The sequence below is a fragment of the Thermodesulfatator indicus DSM 15286 genome (assembly GCF_000217795.1).
In the GTDB taxonomy this organism is placed as follows: domain Bacteria; phylum Desulfobacterota; class Thermodesulfobacteria; order Thermodesulfobacteriales; family Thermodesulfatatoraceae; genus Thermodesulfatator; species Thermodesulfatator indicus.
This window is the reverse complement of sequence record NC_015681.1, coordinates 2,124,494-2,143,169: the sequence shown is the minus strand read 5'-3', so window position 1 is coordinate 2,143,169 and position 18,676 is coordinate 2,124,494. Positions and strand designations below refer to the sequence as shown.

Sequence of the window (18,676 nt, the reverse complement as noted above, 5' to 3'; positions counted from 1 at the left end):
CCCCTTAATACCACAATCTTCCACAAACACCTTCAACACTGGATATTAAAATCTCTTCATCCACATTTTTAAGTTTTATAGCCCCTGAACGGCACGAAGAAACACAATTGCCGCATCCTTTACAAAGAGAGCGATTAACCCGGGAGACCAGGCCAAAAAGTTTAGTCTCCTCAAGTTTTACCGCCTGATACGGACAGATTTTTTCGCACTGACCACAGGCGGAACATTTGCGCGGGTCGCTTTCAGCTACTTGCGCTTCAAGAGGGAGTTCATCGCAAGAAAGAATATTGGCCGCTCTAGCGGCGGCGGCCAGCCCCTGCGTCATACTCTCTTCGGCAGGCTTGGGATAATGGCAGAGACCGGCCATAAATATGCCTTCAGTAGCAAAATCTACCGGACGTAATTTTTGGTGGGCCTCAAGCATAAAGCCTTCCTGCGTTAAAGCACATTTGTAAAGCTTGGCGAGCTCCCTGCTTTCTTTGTTTGGCTCAATTCCTACTGCCAGAATAAGTAAATCAGGTTTTAATTCAATTTCTTTTTTAACGGTATAATCATAAATTTTGACTAAAATATTATCTTTTAGTTTAATTTCTGGGAGGCTTTCCGGTTCATAACGAATAAAAAGGGCTCCCTTTTTTCTGGCTTTAAGGTAAAGGAGTTCTTTAAAACCGTATGTTCTGATATCCCGGTAAAGCACATAAATTTTTAATTTAGGGTTTATGTCCTTTAAAGCCAAAATCTGTTCCATAGTGCGGGTACAGCACACCCGGCTACAGTACGGATTTTCAGGGGTACGAGAGCCCACACACTGGATAAATACTATTTCTTTTATTTTTTTTATCTTTTCAGGATTCTTTTGGATAAGTTCATCAAGTTCAAGGTTAAGCTTGACTTTAGGAGAGACTCCATAGCCGAAAGAATGGGGCTCTTTGGGCAGGTGGGGCCTGGCCCCGGTGGCCAGGATAACAACGCCATGTTCTATATTTTCTCCATTTGAAAGCTGGGTCTTAAAATCCCCTACCGAACCCGAGGTATCTTTTACCTTTGTCTGTAAGTGCACCTTAATTAAAGGATGTTTTTGGGCCTTTTCCGCTAGTTCTAAAGCCAATTCGGGTAAAAATTTCCCTTTAAGAGGGCGATAAATTTTTCGGGCAAAACCGCCAAGTTCTTCCTGCTTGTCAACAATATGAGTCTCAAAACCCTGATCAGCTAAAGAGAGAGCGGCTTGAAGCCCGGCTAATCCGCCGCCAACTACCAAAGCTTTTCTTCTAACCTTTATAGAGCCAGCCGAAACCGGCTTTTTAAGCCTCACTCTGTTTACGGCCATAAGCACCAGCTCTTTAGCCTTTTCGGTAGCCCTCTCTGGATCATCGGGATGGACCCAGGAGTCCTGGTCGCGAATATTGGCCATCTCAAAAAGGTTGGGATTTAAGCCCGCCGTTTTCAAAGTGTCCTGAAAAATGGGCTCGTGAGTTCGTGGGGTACAGGCGGCTACCACTATACGGTTCAGGTTCTTTTCTTTTATAATCTGAATAATTTTATTAATGGTGTTTTCGGCACAAGTAAAAGTGTGGTCTCCAGCGTAATAAACATCTGGAAGATTAGCGGCAAAAGAGGCAACTTCTTTCACCTTTACCACGCCAGCAATATTAAACCCACAATGACAGACAAAAACCCCTATGCGCGGCTCTTCTGGGAAGACAAACCTTTCAGGGAGATAGGCTTTTTTCCTGGTTTCCGTGTTTCTGGCGGGGGCCAAAAACTCTTCGGCCTTAGCCGCCGCCGCCATGGCCTCGGTAACCGTTTCAGGAATATCTTTTGGGCCAATGGCCGTGCCAAAAGCGAATACACCAGGCTTACTTTCTAAAGATTCAGTTTTTAGAAAACCAAACTCATCTAAAGAGGAGCTGGTTATTTCCGCTAAATTAGGTAAGGAAGAATTAGGCTTAACTCCTACCGAAAGAACTACAAGATCAAAATCTTCTTCTTTAAACTTATCGCCATCTAAGTAGCGCAAAATAATTTTATCTTCTGAAGGGTAAATGCTATGAATACGTGAACGCACCAGACGGACGCCTTCTTCCTTTGCTCTTTCAAGGTAAGCCTCAAAACCTTTGCCCATGGTGCGCATGTCCATGTAAAAAATAACTGTTTCAAGTGGCCCGTGAGCATGCTCCTTGGCTATGACTGCCTGTTTAAGGGCGTACATGCAACAGATGGAAGAACAGTAGGGGGTTTTGGCCCTGTTTATATCTCTTGAACCCACACACTGAAGCCAGGCTATCTTTCTTATAGACTTGCTGTCATAAAGCCTAACTAATTGGCCGCCTGTAGGGCCTGAGGCCGAAAGGATTCTTTCAAATTCAAGAGAGGTCATCACCTGGGGTAAATTTCCGTAACCCAGGAGATATAGTTTATGCGAATCAAACGTTTCAAAACCTGTAGCTAAAAGTATAACTCCAACATTGATTTCTAAGTCTTCTATTTTTTGTTCAAAATTTATAGCTCCAGATGGACACACTTCAGCACAAAAGCCACATCTGCCCGGCTTCTTTAGACGGATACAGTTTTCGGGATCAATGGCGTATTTCAAAGGCACAGCCTGGGGATACATGAGATAAATAGCTTTACGATAGGAAAGTCCCTGGTCAAACTGGTGGGGAACTTTTTTAGGGCACTTCTTGGCACATTCACCACAGGCCATGCATTTTTCTTCATCTATATATCTGGGGTAACGCCTAATCTTTACGGTAAAATCCCCGGGTTGGCCTTTACATGAAACAACCTCGGAAAGTGTGAGCAGTTTTACGTTTTGGTTACGGGAGAGTTCCACGAGCTTGGGAGAAAGGATACACATTGAACAATCGTTAGTAGGAAAAGTTTTATCGAGTTGAGACATGGTGCCGCCGATAGCGGGTTTTTTCTCCACCAAGTATACGAAAAAACCACTGGCAGCCAGATCAAGAGCGGCTTGAACCCCAGCAATTCCGCCACCAACTACTAAAACCGAACCTTTGCCCATAAAGCCTCCAGAAAATCTTCTCGGCTAAAAGTTGTTTTAGCTTTACCGAGACTTTCTGTCAAAAACTATTAATAGGAACGAAGGCGACGCGGCTAATTATATTTTACATAATGTTCATTATCGGACATTTTGTATTAGGCATGAGCTTTTATTCGTGAGCTCTTGAGTCCTTCTGGAAAAATTTATGTTTTAGGCGGGACATTTTATCGGTGTTGTTATTTGCGAATAAAGACTGTCGCCCATATGGGCTCACAGTAACAAGAGACTGCTTCGCCCATGTCGCGAAGCACTAAGCAAGGTTAAATAAATTTTTCGACTCTGAAACAATTTTGATCATATTTTAAGAACTTCTTCCTGGCTTGGTTTCAAAAGTGAACATCTCAAAACAATTAATCAAAATAGATATAAAAACAAAAAATTGTTGATAATAAAGCCTTTTATTGTTTTTTTGTATTTTCTTCGCAAGATCTCAAATATTTCAATTTTAAACATCAAGATCCAGGCCGCTTTTTAATTGTTTATAACTCCTCATTATATCGTCTCTATTTTTCTGGAATAGTTATTGCTATTTCCCAATAATATAAATTTTACAGGAGAAACTATAAAAATGGTCAAAGACATAGTTTTGGTTTTGCTTGAATCTTCCGTGATTCTTTGGGGAGGTTTTTGTGCCCTACAGCTAGCCAAACGAGAAGGCGGTCAGGTTTACGTTCTGTTAGATATGGATGGAGATCCTTCTCCTGAAGTGACCAAGCTTTTGGCCAAATTACGAAGTAAGGCCGAAACCGAGGAAATAGAACTAAAAATATACCTTTCCGAAGATAAAGACTTGGAAAGCGCCCTCCTAGATTTGTTGAAACGTAAAGATACCGTCCAAATATTAGTCGCCATTGAAAATCGAGAAGAAATAAAAGATATAGAAAAGTGGCTAGAAAAAATAGAAAAAAAGCTAATTAACCAACCAGACTGGCCCTATTCTCATCTTCAGTATCTTGTTGTCCCTAAACCTAATGACCCGGAATCACAAAGAGATATTGAATCATACTATGAGGAATAAACGAAAGGAGGAAAAGTTATGCATCTTTATTTACCTATTGCTTTAACTAGCGTGAATATTTTTTTGATTGTTGGCTTAGGTTTGATGGTCGGTTTGCTCTCAGGATTATTTGGTGTTGGAGGCGGTTTCTTAATGACACCTCTTCTCATTATGATTGGCATACCACCTACCGTGGCCGCTGCCACTGATGCCAACCAAATTGTAGCTGCTTCTTCCTCTGGGGTAATCGCTCACTGGCGTCTAGGTAACGTTGATTTTAAGATGGGATTATTGCTTTTGATTGGTGGTTTTACAGGGGGTGCCCTAGGGGTCCATATTATCAAAGTATTAAAAGCTATGGGAAACGCTAATTTCCTTATCAAGATTACTTATGTAGTCATGTTAGGCCTGGTTGGCGGATTTATGTTCGTAGAAAGTTTGATGGCTCTCCGCAAAAGCAAACAAAAAAATAATCCAGGAGCTACAGCCATTTCTTCTGGGGAATTTTTAGAAGAAACTAAAAAGACTTCTCTTCTAAGTAGGCTCCCCTTCCAGGTTTATTTTGAAAAGTCTGGAGTCTCTCACTCAGTTATAGTTCCCATTGCCTTGGGTATGTTTGTAGGAATCCTTGCCGCTATCATGGGTGTAGGTGGAGGTTTTCTCATGGTGCCGGTGATGCTTTATTTTCTTCGTATGCCCATGCATGTTGTAGTAGGAACCAGTCTTTTCCAGATAATGTTTACCTGCACCGAGGTTACCTTCCTACAAGCTTATACTAACCATACTGTAGATTTTATTTTAGCCATCCTTTTACTATTAGGTTCTACTTTTGGAGCTCAAATCGGAGCTAGGATTGGACGACGTCTAAAAGGAGATCAATTAAAAATTCTTCTTTCTATTATAGTGTTAGCTATAACAATAAAAATGTTACTCAGCATAGTAATGAAACCAGATATTTTACTCTCTTACAAAGGAGGACATTAATGATGAAGAGAAATAAACTACTGATTTCTATCTTTATCATTGGTCTGTTCTTATTAATTGTTTTCCCAAAAGCTGAAGCCGCACTTTCTTTTAAAGTTACTCCTAACTATATTCCCATCCATTTTTTTTATAACGGAAAAGATTTCGAAATTTCTGGTCATACAGATTATCCTGCAGATTATATAATTGTTATTAAAGACAAATCCGAAAAGTTGGTATTAAGACGGAAAGGTAAAGTAAAAGGTTTATTTTGGATGAATGTTGGCGAAATTGCCTTTGAACCTGTACCTATAGTTTATATGGTTTTCTCTAATAAACCTATTGATAAGATTTTAAATAAAGAAGAACAAAAAAAGTATGCTATCGGCTACAATGCTTTATTTTATGGGGTAAAAATAGAAGGAGTTCCTGAAAACGAAAGGGAAAAATGGACAAGAGAATTCATTAAATTTAAAGAACATTTAAACCTTTATCGTCAAAAGTTTAATAGTATAAAAGTTAAAAACGGAAAAGATGGTTCAGATTTTGTTTTAAAAGCCTACTGGCCTTTTCAAGCTCCACCTGATAATTATAAAGTTACGGTATATGCTGTAAAAGATGGTCAAATTGTTGAAAGCAATACAAATATTATCAAAGTTCAAAAAGTAGGCCTTTTAAAGAAAATTACTGAACTGGCTTTTAAGAGACCAGCTCTTTACGGAATTATAGCCATTGTGATTGCTATAATGGCAGGGATAGGGGTAGGCATGATATTTGGAGGCAAAGGGAGTTCTAAACATTAATGGGCATAATTAAAAAATTAGGCGCTGTTCTTAGAAGAAAGCAAAGTGATCAAGAGCGAATTTCTTTACGCGCTGTCTTTGCCAGATTTAGAGCAGTAATTGATTCTAATACCAAAGCCTTAGAGCTCATAGCTGACATGGGTGACAAGTTGAGTGGAGATTACATATTCGACATGGCCTATATTCGTCAAGTGTCCCGGGATCTTTCTGAAGCAGTTTTTCGTTCTATACATAATTTAAATGTTTTATGTCAAAACAAATACGATATTCTTTATCAGAAATTTGACCAAATAAATGCCCAAATAGAAAATTTGATAGAGGGGAATATAAAAAATGTGTCCCTAATAATGTGGTTAGACGAAGTTGGGCCAGAAGCTATAGATTTTGTAGGCGGGAAAATGGCCCACCTAGCTGAAATCAAACGTCGTTTAGGTTTTTCTATACCCAATGGTTTTATTCTTACTTCTTCGGCCTTTTATGAATATATAAGTTTTAATAATCTGGAAAAAGAAATTAAAAATTTTAAAAAAGCTCTTGAGAACAGGGATATAACATTAGAAGAACAAAGAAAAAAGATTCAAAAAGCTATTCTTGAAGGTAGACTTAGTCCATCGTTAGAAAAAAATTTATCTGACGCCCTATTACGATATAAAGAAATTTGTGGCGATCGTCCGTTGGTTGTTCGTTCTAGTGCTCAAGAAGAAGACCAGGAATTATCTTTTGCTGGGCTATTTAAAACAATAATCAATGTCTCCCCTGCCCTTCCCGCCCTTAGTCAAGCTTATAAACAAGTAATTGCTAGTCTTTTTGGTACCAAGGCCCTTGAATATGCGAAACGATTTGGCAGTCATCTTCTTGATATGGCTATGGCTGTAGGGTTTTTAGAACTCATAGAAGCACGTACTAGTGGTGTAATATTTACGGTTAATCCTCAGGACCCTAAATTAGAAACCATTTTAATTACTGCTAACTGGGGGTTAGGAATAGCCATAGTTGAGGGCTCTCTTCCTGTGGATCATTTTATAGTATCACGAAAAGACCCTAATCATATTTTGCAAAAAAAAATATTTGAAAAAACTCACTATTTTGTTCCCCAGAAAGAAGAAATTGTGGAGACCTATTTACCCGAAGATATTAAAAGGAAACCATGTCTTGTTGATGAGGAAATCAAGGTTCTAGCCAAAGCGGGATTGTCACTAGAACGCTATTTTAAACGGCCACAAGATATAGAGTGGACTATAGATGACAAAGGATCGCTTTACATCTTACAAAGTCGCCCATTACAACTTCTTAATAAAGTTATAGAAGTAAAACCCCTTCCAGAGATAAAACAAAAATACCAAATAATTGCCGAAAAAAAGGGACTAATAGCTCAGGGAGGCATAGCTTCGGGACCTGTTTTTATTGCATACAACTTAGAGGATTTAGATAAATTCCCAGAAGGTGCCGTTTTAGTGGCCCGGCGAGATTCTTCTCATTTTGTACGAATTATGCCTAAAGCTGCTGCTATTTTAACAGATATAGGTTCTCCCACTAGTCATATGGCTACTCTTTGTAGAGAATTTCGTGTTCCTGCTATTGTAGGGATGGGCAATATTACCGAACTGGTAAAACCTGGAGAAGTAATTACCGTTGATGCTGATGATAATTATATTTATCGTGACCGAGTAGAAGAACTCCTAAAATTTCAAGCCGCTTCTCAATTAGACTTGGCACATACTAAAGAGTTTCGTCTCTTACGTAAAATTTTGCATCTAGTGGCTCCCTTAAACTTAGTTGATCCCTTGATAAAAGATTTTCGTCCTGAAGCTTGTAAAACCTTTCATGATATACTGCGCTTTTGTCATGAAAAGGCTGTCCAAGAACTTATTAATATAGGAAAAGATACTAAAACTTTACTTGATAAACATATAACAAAAAAACTTAAACTAGCTATCCCGGCTGGCATATTAGTTATTGATTTAGATGGTGGGTTAATAGATGAAGCCCAATCTAAAGATGAAGTTACAATAGAAGATGTAAACTGCCTTCCTTTTAAAGCTGTTCTTAGAGGTATGCTTACACCAGGAATATGGCAAACTGAAGCTGTTCAAATGGATATTAAAGATTTTATTTCCAGCATGATAAAAACTCCTGATATAACTCCACGTTATGCAGGAGAAAATTTAGCTGCCATTTCAACTTATTATTTAAACCTAAATCTTCGCTTTGGTTATCACTTTAATATTTTAGATACTTATAGCTCCCCCAATGTACGAGAAAATCATATTTATTTCCGCTTTCTTGGAGGAGCAACAGACCTATCTAAAAGAAGTCGCCGTATTCGTTTAATAGAAAAAATTCTTAGTTATTATGATTTTAACGTTATTACTAAAGGAGATTTGTTAGTCGCTAGACTATCCAATTTACCATTGGAAGAGATAGAAAGACTTCTTGAAATGATTGGCCGACTAATTGGTTTTACCAGACAACTTGATGTCTTTATGGAAGACGATTCATCCATAGAAAGAGCTTTTAAAGGGTTTATATCAGGGAAATATAATATTAGGGGGCAAAATGTCATTTCATAAATATAGAATTATGGTAATTGATGACGAACCTATCGTAGTTAAACGACTTAAACTAATTTTTGAAAAAATGGGTTATGAAGTTTTAATATATACAAGCGGAAAAGAAGCCTTAGAGGCCTTAGAAAAAGAACCTTTTGATGTGGTAGTAACAGATCTTAAGATGGATATCGATGGATTTGAGATTTTTGAAAAAGCCAAGGCTTTAAATCCTCAAGCCAAAATTATTATTATTACCGGTTATGCTGATGCCCAAAGTGCTCGTAGAGCAGTACAAGAAGGTGTTTTTGACTTTATTCCAAAACCTTTTCGTCTAGATGATTTAAAAAAATCTGTTATGAAAGCAATTGAACAATTAGAAAGTTCTTAATAGGAGAAATATTTTTTGAAAAATAAATATATAACCTTAAAAAAGGTAATATATATTGCTGTCGCTTGTTATACTATAATATTATTATTTATAGTAACTGCTACCTATATATGTATTAAAAAGCTAGACCAAAAAGTATATTTATGGATTCAACTTGAAAATATTGACAGGCAAATATTAGAAGTTCGCAGATATGAAAAAAACTATTTATTGTATCATAATAAACAAGATCTTCTATATACAATGGATTATATTGAAAAATTAGAATTAGAATTACAAAAAAATAGTGATTTCATAAAAAACCTTGATACCAAAGCCGAAATTAATGAGCTAAAAAAAATAATAGATGATTACAAATCAACTCTAGAAAATATTTTAGAACAAGAAAAGATTAATCCAATACAGGCTAAAGAAATCAGAAAAAAAGGCCATAAAATTGTAGTAATTTTTAACCAACTAAGAAACAAAGCGACTCAAAAATTAAATTATGATATTAAAAAATATTCATTAATTCCTGTATTGATAATTTTTATAGTTTTAATAGTTGCTCCCATAGGAGCATATATTCTCGCTACATGGATAATTAAACCTATAGAATATTTGGCGTATTATGCCCATAAAATACCTGGAGCTCAAACTAATTATATTCCAGAACATGAAAAAGGGTTTATAAAATATAAAGAGTATGAACAATTAAGAAAAGCTATTAATGAAATGATAAAATCCTTAAATGATAAGCAACAGGAAGTAATCCAAGCAGAAAAAATGGCAGCCATCGGAACTACTATATCAGGAATTGCTCACGAAATTAATAATCCTTTAAACAATATTTTCTTAACGGTAGAGGTTATTATTGATAGTTTTAAAGAACTAGATCAAGAAGAAATACAGGAAATGTTACAAGATATATATAAAGAAGCTGAAAGAGCTAGAGAAATAGTAGCTCATTTATTAGAATTTGCTCGCAACAAAAAAGAAAGCAAACTTGAGAAAATTGACCTAAGAAATCTGGTCAAAGAAAGCCTTAAATTAGTAACAAGTGAAATTAATCTAAAAGGTATAAAAAGAAATATAATATTGCCAGATGAAGAAGTGAATGTTAGAGGAAATTTTAACCAATTACAACAAGTGTTAATTAATATTATAACAAATGCCATACAGGCTATGGGCAAAGGTGGTAAACTTGAAATTAGAGTTAAGAAAAAAGACAATCAAGCTGTTATAGAAATTTCAGATACAGGACCAGGTATTCCTGAAGAAATTAGAAAAAAAATTTTTGAACCTTTTTTTACCACTAAAGAAAAAGGAACTGGCTTGGGGCTTTCGGTTTCTTATAGTATTATTCAAAAACATAAGGGGCAAATTGAAGTGGAAAGTGAAGAAGGAAAAGGTACCACTTTTAGAATTTTGCTGCCTATTTACGAAAACACGGGAGGGGCATCTTAGATGTCTAAAGAAAATCCCCCACGTTTGGTAATTATAGATGATGATCCGATAACTTGTAAGCGTCTTAAAACTGCTCTCTCCAAAGATGATTACGAAGTTCACACTTTCACTAAAGGTTTACCTGCCTTGAGATTTATCGAAGAAAATTTTTGTAATCTGGTAATAAGTGATATCCGTTTACCAGATATTGATGGCTTAATACTCCTTGATGAGCTTCACAAAATTTGTTCTGCTTTACCAGTGATTTTGATTACCGGGTATGCTTCTATTCCAGGAGCAGTAGAAGCAACCAAAAAAGGAGCTTATTATTACTTGCCTAAACCGTTTAACTTAAAAGACTTACGTGCCTTGATTAAAAAGGCCCTTAGAGAAAGTGAAGGATTAGAGATTTGTGAAGAAAGATTAAAAATAAAGCAACGTCGTTACTTTGCCGGGCTCATTGGGGAAAGCTCGGCAATGAAAAATCTATTTAACAAAATTTTAAAAATTGCTCCTTTAGATTGCAATGTATTAATTGAAGGCGAATCGGGTACAGGAAAAGAACTTATTGCTCGAGCTATCCACTATTTAAGTCCTCGCAAGGATAACCCTTTTGTAGCCTTTAATTGCGGAGCTCTTAGTGAGGATCTGGCTGCCAATGAACTTTTCGGCCACGAAAAAGAAGCTTTCACAGGGGCAGTAAGTAAACGCATTGGACTCCTGGAGGCCGCTAATGAAGGAACTCTTTTTTTAGATGAAGTTGGAGAGTGTCCTTCTTCTCTTCAAGTCAAATTATTAAGGGTTCTTCAAGAGCGCCAATTTTATCGTTTAGGTGGCACAAAACCGGTAGCTATTGATGTGCGTATTATTGCAGCAACTAACCGCGATTTACGCAAAATGGTCGAAAGTGGCCAATTTAGAGAAGACCTTTTTTTCCGTTTAAATGTGGTGAATATAAAAGTTCCTCCTTTACGGGAACGCAAAGAAGATATTCCAGCTCTAGTTCTCCATTTTTTGGATAAATATAATCAAAAATTCAAGAAAGACGTCCAAAAAGTTTCTCCTGATTTCATAAAAGTATTATTAAATTATTCTTTTCCTGGAAATGTTCGAGAATTGGAAAACATCATTGAACAAGCTGTAGCTTTATGTGATAAAAAGACATTAGAGATTAGCGAACTCCCTCCAGACTTAAAATTAATAGGCAAGACTCAGCCAGACATTAAATTTCTACCATTAAAAGAATACGAAAAACAATATATAAGAAGTATCCTCTATCTCACCGGTTTTAATCAAAAAGAAGCTGCTAAAATATTAGGAATTTCCCGAACCACTCTCTGGCGAAAAATGAAAGAACTGAACCTTTCTTAAATTTTTCTGATCTTTCCCTTAATATTTTTCTTTATAATTTATAAAAATATGTACTTTTAAAGTACTTGGTCAGCTTGTCCGAAACAAAGAAATGTGCAGTGGTGCTACTTTGTCTTCAAAATTTTGAATTTGGGGGTTTATTTATGAAAAGTCTAAGTATCAACAGGTTTTTTGTGATTCAGGTTGTTTTAGTAGTTATTATGATTTCCTTTTTAATCGGCTGGCAGTCTTATCAAAATTATCGCATGCTTGATGCTGCTTATCGCATGCGTATTCAGGACTTAGTAAGAGAGGCCTACTCCATTCTTGAGTTTTTTCACCAAAAAGAACTTTCTGGAGAGTTGAGCCGGGAAGAAGCCCAAAAACTAGCCAAAGAAACTTTAGCTAGATTACGATACGGAAAACAGATGAAGGATTACTTTTTTGTAACTAACGATAATCCCGATAAGGTAATAATGATAATGCATCCCTATAAACCAAATCTTGATGGAAAAGATATTACAGATGTTAAAGACCGTAAAGGGAATAGACTTTTTTATGAAATAGCCAAAGTAGCTCAAGAAAAAGGTGAAGGCTTTACCCGTTATTACTGGCAATATGAGGATAACGCTAACTTAATAGAATCAAAACTTACCTTTGCTAAAGATTTTAAACCCTGGAACTGGGTGGTAGCTACTGGCTTCTATGAAAAAGATTTTAAGGATTTATACTATGTGGCCCTGTGGAAAACTTTAGCCTCAGGAATTTTTATTATTCTAGTACTACTTTCTGCTATAACATTTTTTGGTAGGAAAATTCGCTCTGATGTAAATTATCTATTGTCCAACATTGATAAAATTCAAAAAGGCAATCTATCGGTTTCAATTAAGAAACTTTATGTTGTAGAATTTGAAAATATAGCTCAGGCTATTAGAAATTTATGTAACAATTTAAAAAACATCATTGCTCAAATTAAAGATAGCTCACATTTTGTAGCTCAAAGTGCTAAAGTGTCCACTTCGTCTAAAATAGCCTTAGATTACATGAGTGAAGCTACAAAGGAGACACAGTCTTTGTTGAGAACAAATGAAAAGATGATTCAAAGTGTAAATGAAGAACAAGAACTAATTAATCAAATTACTCTTGCTGTAAAAGAAATAAGCGAAAATACTACTAAAACTTCAGAAATGACTAACGAAGCAGTAATAAAGGCCGAAGATACGCGAGAGCGTATGTTAAAGCTTGACGAAATGGCTAAGTCAGTATCTTCTATTGCGGAAATGATTACCCAAATTGCCAATCAAACCAACCTTTTAGCCCTAAACGCCACGATTGAAGCGGCTAGAGCAGGAGAAGCCGGAAAAGGCTTTGCGGTTGTAGCTAGTGAAGTAAAAGAGTTAGCCAATCAAACGGCTAAAGCTACTGAAGAAATAACTAAAAAGCTTGAAGCTATTCAGGTTGAGAGTCACACAGCCAGAAAAGCAGTGGATGAAATTACTGAGGCTATCAAATCTATTAATGAAAGCACTTCTTCCATAGCATCAGCCGTTGAAGAGCATACCGCCGTAATGGACGACGTGGCTTCAAAAATAGTTGAACAGTCAGAATCCTTAAAAGAAGTAAAAGAGGAAGCCGAAACTACTTACCAAAAAGTATCCGAAGCCAAAGTCAACGTAGAGACCCTTGATCAAGAGATTGAAAAAATAAGGCAAAAAGCAGAAGAACTTAAACAAATAGCCGAAGGCTTTAAAGTATGATTTTTCGGGCGCCTTTTGGCGCCCTCCCCTTTTCTGAATTTCTATTTAAATCCAAAATTTTTCTCCCAAATTTGCTTTAAAAATCCTAAAGCTGTGGTATTCAATTACCAGGTTCATTGAATTTGAGGGCTTTTTATGGCTTTTGAATTAGAAGTTGAAAGAGAAAGATTAATTCCTGACACCAGTGTTTTTACCAATCCTGATGTTTATCGCGAATTCGGAAATTCTCCCAATGAGGCTTTCGCCAATTTTTTAGAATTAGTGGCCAAAGCTCCCAATGTCAAAGTTTATATGCCTTCTTCGGTTTACGATGAACTAAAAAAAATGCTCAAAAACCCAAAAATTCCCCCTAAAGCTAGAGCAGTATTTCGAGTTAAATCACCTAAAAAATATGAAATTCAGATACCTGCTTTTTTACTTTACGAACTAATAGATGATATTAGGCAGCGTATTAATAAAGGTTTAAGGGTGGCTGAAGAGGCAGTAAGGGCCTCTGCGCACAAAAGTCCTGACGAAATATTAAATGCCCTCAGACGTAAATACCGCGAGGCCTTACGAGAAGGTATTGTTGATTCCAAAGAAGACATAGAATTAATTCTTTTAGCTCTTGAACTTGATGGGTTATTACTTTCTGCTGATCGCGGTATTCTTAACCTAGCAGATAAAATGGGTATAAGGTGGATACCACCAGAAGAAATAAGAGATACCATAGAAGGCCTTATTTACAGTCCTTAATTTCTAGGTGTTTATAAATTCTTTTTAAAGAAGGCGAAAGAATTATCGGTTCAAGCAACCCTTTTCTTATTACGCGCATTAAATCCATTAAATCTTTTATGGGTTCAGGGCTTAAATTGGCTATAATACCTAACTCTTCAGTGGTATGAGCGTCACTTCCTGCTACCTTGGGAAGGTCAAAAGCTTCGGCAAGCTCCCAGGCCATAAAGTTTTCTTGAGGAGAATTACGGCCATTTAAAACTTCAATAGCATCAACTAACCCTTCCTCCAACAGAGTTTCATCTGGAACATTCCCCCAGCGAAAGGGGTGAGCCCAAATGGTCAGCCCTCCCCTTCTTTTTATCTCGGCAAGCACTTCATAAGCCCTAAGACCTCGCTTGAAAAAAGGTATTTTCCCGGGAACAAAAAGCAAAAAGTCCCCTTCTGGGGCTGAGTACTCCATACCAAAAACAGGAGTTAACTTACCATTGAAGTTAATGCTCGAATAAATACTAGCAGCTTTTACAGAAAAATGGTCAGTTATAGCTAAAACTTTAAGTCCTACTTGAGAAGCAGTTAAAAGACATTCCTTTAAACTTTGGTGTCCACACGGAGAGACATCCGTGTGGACATGTAAGTCAACCAAAAATCCCTGGCTCTTTTTCGCCTTCATAAAAAACTAAATTAAATATAATAAAGATAAGGACAGGAGGTTGTTTCACTTATAAGATAATGAGAAGATACCATTTCTGTATAGTCGTCAAGCCAATAGGCATCAGGATTACGTTTATAAATGAGAATTTTTCCTGTATTCCTATTATCCGCTGCCCGATGGAACTTAAAAATCACTTCTTCATCAGTAAGGGCCAAAATTTCTAGCTTGCCTAAGGCGTGGGACATGGTGAAACGGGCCCTTTTGGCCACGCCTGAGACAAGACCTCTAGCCTTCTCAAAGATTTGGTAGCCTTCTTCTATGGGTACCGCATATGGTTTGTTCCCAGTGGTGGGGCGGCACTGGAAAATGTAATAAGGAGCAATACCGACAAAAGAAAGTTTACGAAAGAGCTCAGCCATTACTTCAGGATCATCATTCACTCCCCTGATAATAGGGGTTTGGTTAAGGACTACTGCTCCCGCCTTCATTAATAAATCACAAGCTTTAATAGCTTCTGCGGTCAGTTCTTTAGGATGGTCAAAATGGACCATGATGTAAAGTCTTTTTTCAGGGGTGGAATATGTTTTTATAATTTCAAGTAGCTCAGGGTCTTCTATGATTCGCTGGGGATAAAAGGCTGGTACTTTGGTTCCGATACGAATAATACCTACATGCTCTATAGGCCTTATCTTTGAAAGCATTTCTTTTAAGCGGCGATTAGAAAGCATAAAAGCATCGCCACCAGAAAGAATTACGTTAGTGATCTCTTTGTGGCTGGCAATGTATTTGACCGCTTCATCGATGTCTTCCAAGCGTTCTGGCCTACCACCATCCATAAAAAGCCGTTTTCTAAAACAATAGCGACAAAGGCCTGCGCATACATTACTTGCCAAAACTAGGACTGTAGAATCATACTTATGTTGTAGGCCTGGCATAACCGTGTAAGAGGCCTCATTTGAAGGATCAAGAGAGCCCCACTCCCATTCCTCTAGTTCTTCAATGCTTGGGAGAACTAGCCTGGCAAGAGGATCCTTAGGATCTTCGAAGTTAATGAGTTTTAAATAATACTCAGTGCATTTGATCGGATATTTATTGGCTACTTCTAAAGCTTCTTTGTTTTCCGAAAATACAGGGACATTTTCCAAAGAGGTGACAAATTTAGGCTTCTTTAGCATAATAAAACCTCCTTTCATTTATATTGAGCGCGCAAGGAAGGCGCTTTACAGGAACTTATTTTTAAAGGTGGCTTCTGGGGCTAAAAATTTTTTAACAGGAAAACTGATATTTAGTCAAGCCCTTCTTGCAAAAGAGTTTCAATTTAATAAAGCTGTTAACCGAGATCTAAGGTCTTCTGAGTTGGCCTTTACTAAGGCCTTTCCGTCGTAAAGAAGTATTACAAAGTTTTGAGAAGAAAAGTTGGCAAGTTTTTGACAAATTTCTTCTTTTAGGTTACGGGGAATTATTTCTTGCATTTGAATATAGGCCCAGCAGGCCAATGTTTTTACCCAAAGGTCCTCAGAGTCAAGCAAATGTAAGGCGTAGGTTGGCCCGTTAAATTTTGCTACCAAATCTGAAAACACTTGAGCAAGCCTCCCTATCCCCCAAATAACGCCCCTTTGGGCCGGAGGATATTCTAAGAGGTTTCCTTCAAGCCAAATATAAGAGATTAGTATAGAAGTATATTCTTCGGCCAGTTGGCGATGATTGGCTAAGGCCTCGGCCATGGCTTCAGGAACTCCCCAGGCCATACCCCCTGACTCTTCGTTTAACATCCACATAAAGCGACGAATAATTACCCGCGCAGACTCCATATTTTCTTCAGCTATAGCGGCTACCACCGGGCCAATACAGGCAATAGCTTTCCAGCGGACTTCTTCTACACGATGACATAAAGCCCCTATAAGGACATTTACGACCTTTTTAGGCGTAAAACACAATATTTCTTTTTTCAACGTGGGGAGATCCTTCTCTTGTAGTAAAGAGAGGACCTCCCTTTTGAGATTCCGGTGAGGGGTGTTAGGCATTCTGTTTTTCCTTAATGGCTTTGGCAATGGTTTTGCCTATTTCAACGCACTCTTTGAGCTGCTCGTGAGTAGGAACAAATTTGGCCCTATAACCAGGATGAACAATCTCGGCCTGCATTTCTTCTAAGAATTTGTTGATGTGTTTAACAGCTTCCCCACTCCAACCAAAGGAACCAAAAGCTGCTCCTATTTTTTTGCGTGGTCTCAGGCCTTTTATGTAAGTAAGCACATCGGCCATCTGGGGAAGCATATTATTGTTCAAGGTAGAAGAACCGAAAACTAGGGCCTTAGCTTCAAGCACTTGGGTCATTATATCACTACGATGGTCAATGCTGGCGTTCATTACCTTAACGGAAATCCCCTCACTCATAAGGCCATTGGCTATGGCCATGGCCATCTTTTCAGTGCTGTGCCACATGGTGGCGTAAACAACAAGAGCGTAATTCCTGGCCTGATAAGTGCTCCAGCGCTTGTAAGCGTCAATAATGTCCTTGATGTGGGAACGCCAGATGACTCCGTGGTCAGGGAGAATTAGCTCTATTTCAAGTTTCATTTCTTCGACGGTTTTTAAAAGTTTTTCCACCTGAGGTGAAAAGGGAAGCACGATATTGGCGTAATACTTGGCTGCTTCCTGCATAAGTTCGTCATATTTAACTTCGTCGTCAAAACGCTCACTGGTGGCGTAATGCTGGCCAAAAGCATCCTGAGCAATAAGGATTTTCTCTTCAGGTATGTAAGAAATCATGCTGTCAGGCCAGTGAATCATGCGAGTTTCAATGAATTGGACGGTTCTCTTACCAATAGAGATGGAATCACCGGTTTTGACTTCTACAAGGGGCCAGTCTTCCTCATGAAAATGCTCTTTAAGGGCCTTATAGCCCATTGGAGAACAAAAGACCTTTTCAGGTTTGGCTCTTTTTATAAGTTCTGGAAGAGCACCTGAATGGTCCATTTCCACGTGGTTAACTACGATGTAATCAATCTTTTCGAGATCTCCTAAAACTTTGATTAACTTGTGAATTAAATCGTTAGTAAAAGGCTTTTTAACCGCATCAAAAAGGGTGACTTTTTCGTCAACTACCAAATAAGCGTTATAAGTAGAACCTCTTTTAGTTGAATATCCATGAAAGTCCCTGACATTCCAGTCAATAGCACCGACCCAGTAAATGTCTTTTTTAATTTCAAAAGGTGGCATAATTCCCTCCTGGTCTAACTAATTTTCTTAGTGTTATATATAACGGTCATCGCGAGGCGCCGTAGTCGCCGCGGCGATCTTGGATCCCTTTGCCGCGCTCGAGATAAAGATTGCTTCGACTTTTCACTTTGTAACAGAGAGGAGCCGAAGGCGACGACGCAATCTCTTGAACCACCAGCCATCGGTCATCGGCCATCTGCCATTTAGTCACTCTTAGTCCACAAGGGCGAAGCAGTCTCTTTAAAAAAAGAGCAAAGGTCTCTTCTATAAGTTAGCCTTCCAGAGGCCGTGTAAATTGCAATAAGCTCTGGCGGCTACCTGGTCAGCCTCAACTTTAAATTCAGCTTCGGGAGCGTCCCCTGGAGTTAAAAACTGAATGTAAGATTTGGTACCGGCAATAAGCTCTATCCACTCAATATAGTGCTTCTCGTCCATGGGATGAGGCGCACTTCCCACTTTTACTTTGTAGCCACCTTCTATTTTTTCAATAACCGGAACATGCTTTTCCTGAGAGGCGTCAGTAGTATTCTCTTTCATTAATTCCATAGGTTCGTTACAACAAACCAAAACTCCCTGCCCTGAATGCAAAACTGTTACAATGTTCCCACAAAGATTGCACTTATAAACTTCTAATCTTTGAGCCATATTGTCCTCCTATTGTTTAGAATTATTTTTATTTAAAAACTAATAAAATTTTCTAATAAAGTCAAGTTTTTTGAAAAACTTTTAGCGACTTTTCGCTAATCTAGCCCCATAATCCCCAATTTTTTATTTGGTAGTTCAGGAAGTGAAACC

The 18,676-nt window shown here is 37.8% G+C and carries 15 protein-coding genes; 9 read left to right on the top strand and 6 right to left on the bottom strand.

Annotated features, from left to right (window positions below):
- Positions 1–4: 4 nt before the first annotated feature.
- Positions 5–3,022, bottom strand: a complete 3,018-nt coding sequence (locus tag THEIN_RS10560) for an FAD-dependent oxidoreductase (protein ID WP_013908658.1) — start codon at positions 3,020–3,022, stop codon at positions 5–7.
- Positions 3,023–3,629: 607 nt separating this feature from the next.
- Between THEIN_RS10560 and THEIN_RS10555 the strand changes: the two genes are divergently transcribed.
- From THEIN_RS10555 to THEIN_RS10515, 9 genes are all read left to right on the top strand, one after another.
- A complete protein-coding gene (locus THEIN_RS10555; protein ID WP_013908657.1) occupies positions 3,630–4,079 on the top strand; it encodes a phospholipase D-like domain-containing protein in 450 nt (149 codons plus the stop codon).
- 18 nt (positions 4,080–4,097) lie between these two features.
- Entirely contained in the window at positions 4,098–5,042 is a 945-nt protein-coding gene (locus THEIN_RS10550) for a sulfite exporter TauE/SafE family protein (RefSeq protein ID WP_013908656.1), read from the top strand.
- The gene (locus tag THEIN_RS10545; RefSeq protein WP_013908655.1) at positions 5,042–5,824 is read left to right on the top strand and encodes a TIGR02186 family protein; all 783 of its coding nucleotides are present in this window, start codon (positions 5,042–5,044) and stop codon (positions 5,822–5,824) included. Before THEIN_RS10550 ends, THEIN_RS10545 begins: the two co-directional genes overlap by 1 nt.
- Positions 5,824–8,394, top strand: a complete 2,571-nt coding sequence (locus THEIN_RS10540; RefSeq protein WP_013908654.1) for a PEP/pyruvate-binding domain-containing protein — start codon at positions 5,824–5,826, stop codon at positions 8,392–8,394. Before THEIN_RS10545 ends, THEIN_RS10540 begins: the two co-directional genes overlap by 1 nt.
- On the top strand, positions 8,381–8,761 hold the full coding sequence (locus THEIN_RS10535) for a response regulator (RefSeq protein WP_013908653.1): 381 nt from the start codon (positions 8,381–8,383) through the stop codon (positions 8,759–8,761). Before THEIN_RS10540 ends, THEIN_RS10535 begins: the two co-directional genes overlap by 14 nt.
- 15 nt (positions 8,762–8,776) lie before the next feature.
- Positions 8,777–10,207 (top strand): sensor histidine kinase, encoded by a 1,431-nt coding sequence (locus tag THEIN_RS11825; RefSeq protein WP_013908652.1) that lies wholly within the window; start codon positions 8,777–8,779, stop codon positions 10,205–10,207.
- Positions 10,208–11,557: a sigma-54-dependent transcriptional regulator gene (locus THEIN_RS10525; protein WP_013908651.1), complete on the top strand. Its 1,350-nt coding sequence runs from the start codon at positions 10,208–10,210 to the stop codon at positions 11,555–11,557.
- 143 nt (positions 11,558–11,700) lie between these two features.
- Entirely contained in the window at positions 11,701–13,293 is a 1,593-nt protein-coding gene (locus THEIN_RS10520; protein WP_013908650.1) for a methyl-accepting chemotaxis protein, read from the top strand.
- Positions 13,294–13,428: 135 nt separating this feature from the next.
- On the top strand, positions 13,429–14,028 hold the full coding sequence (locus tag THEIN_RS10515; protein ID WP_013908649.1) for an RNA ligase partner protein: 600 nt from the start codon (positions 13,429–13,431) through the stop codon (positions 14,026–14,028).
- On the opposite strand, the gene THEIN_RS11820 is transcribed toward THEIN_RS10515, so the two are convergent.
- The 5 genes from THEIN_RS11820 to THEIN_RS10490 form a co-directional block, all read right to left on the bottom strand.
- Positions 14,012–14,680, bottom strand: a complete 669-nt coding sequence (locus THEIN_RS11820) for a PHP domain-containing protein (RefSeq protein WP_083817698.1) — start codon at positions 14,678–14,680, stop codon at positions 14,012–14,014. The two genes, THEIN_RS10515 and THEIN_RS11820, sit on opposite strands and share 17 nt — an antisense overlap.
- Before the next feature lie 11 nt (positions 14,681–14,691).
- Positions 14,692–15,837 carry a KamA family radical SAM protein gene (locus THEIN_RS10505; protein WP_013908647.1) on the bottom strand — a complete coding sequence of 382 codons (1,146 nt, stop codon included), beginning with the start codon at positions 15,835–15,837 and terminating at the stop codon, positions 14,692–14,694.
- Between the two features lie 138 nt (positions 15,838–15,975).
- Positions 15,976–16,686, bottom strand: coding sequence for a DVU0298 family protein (locus tag THEIN_RS11815; protein ID WP_013908646.1), 711 nt, complete (start codon positions 16,684–16,686; stop codon positions 15,976–15,978).
- Entirely contained in the window at positions 16,679–17,881 is a 1,203-nt protein-coding gene (locus THEIN_RS10495) for an FprA family A-type flavoprotein (RefSeq protein WP_013908645.1), read from the bottom strand. Before THEIN_RS10495 ends, THEIN_RS11815 begins: the two co-directional genes overlap by 8 nt.
- A gap of 264 nt (positions 17,882–18,145) precedes the next feature.
- Positions 18,146–18,526, bottom strand: a complete 381-nt coding sequence (locus tag THEIN_RS10490) for a desulfoferrodoxin (RefSeq protein ID WP_013908644.1) — start codon at positions 18,524–18,526, stop codon at positions 18,146–18,148.
- Positions 18,527–18,676: the final 150 nt, after the last annotated feature.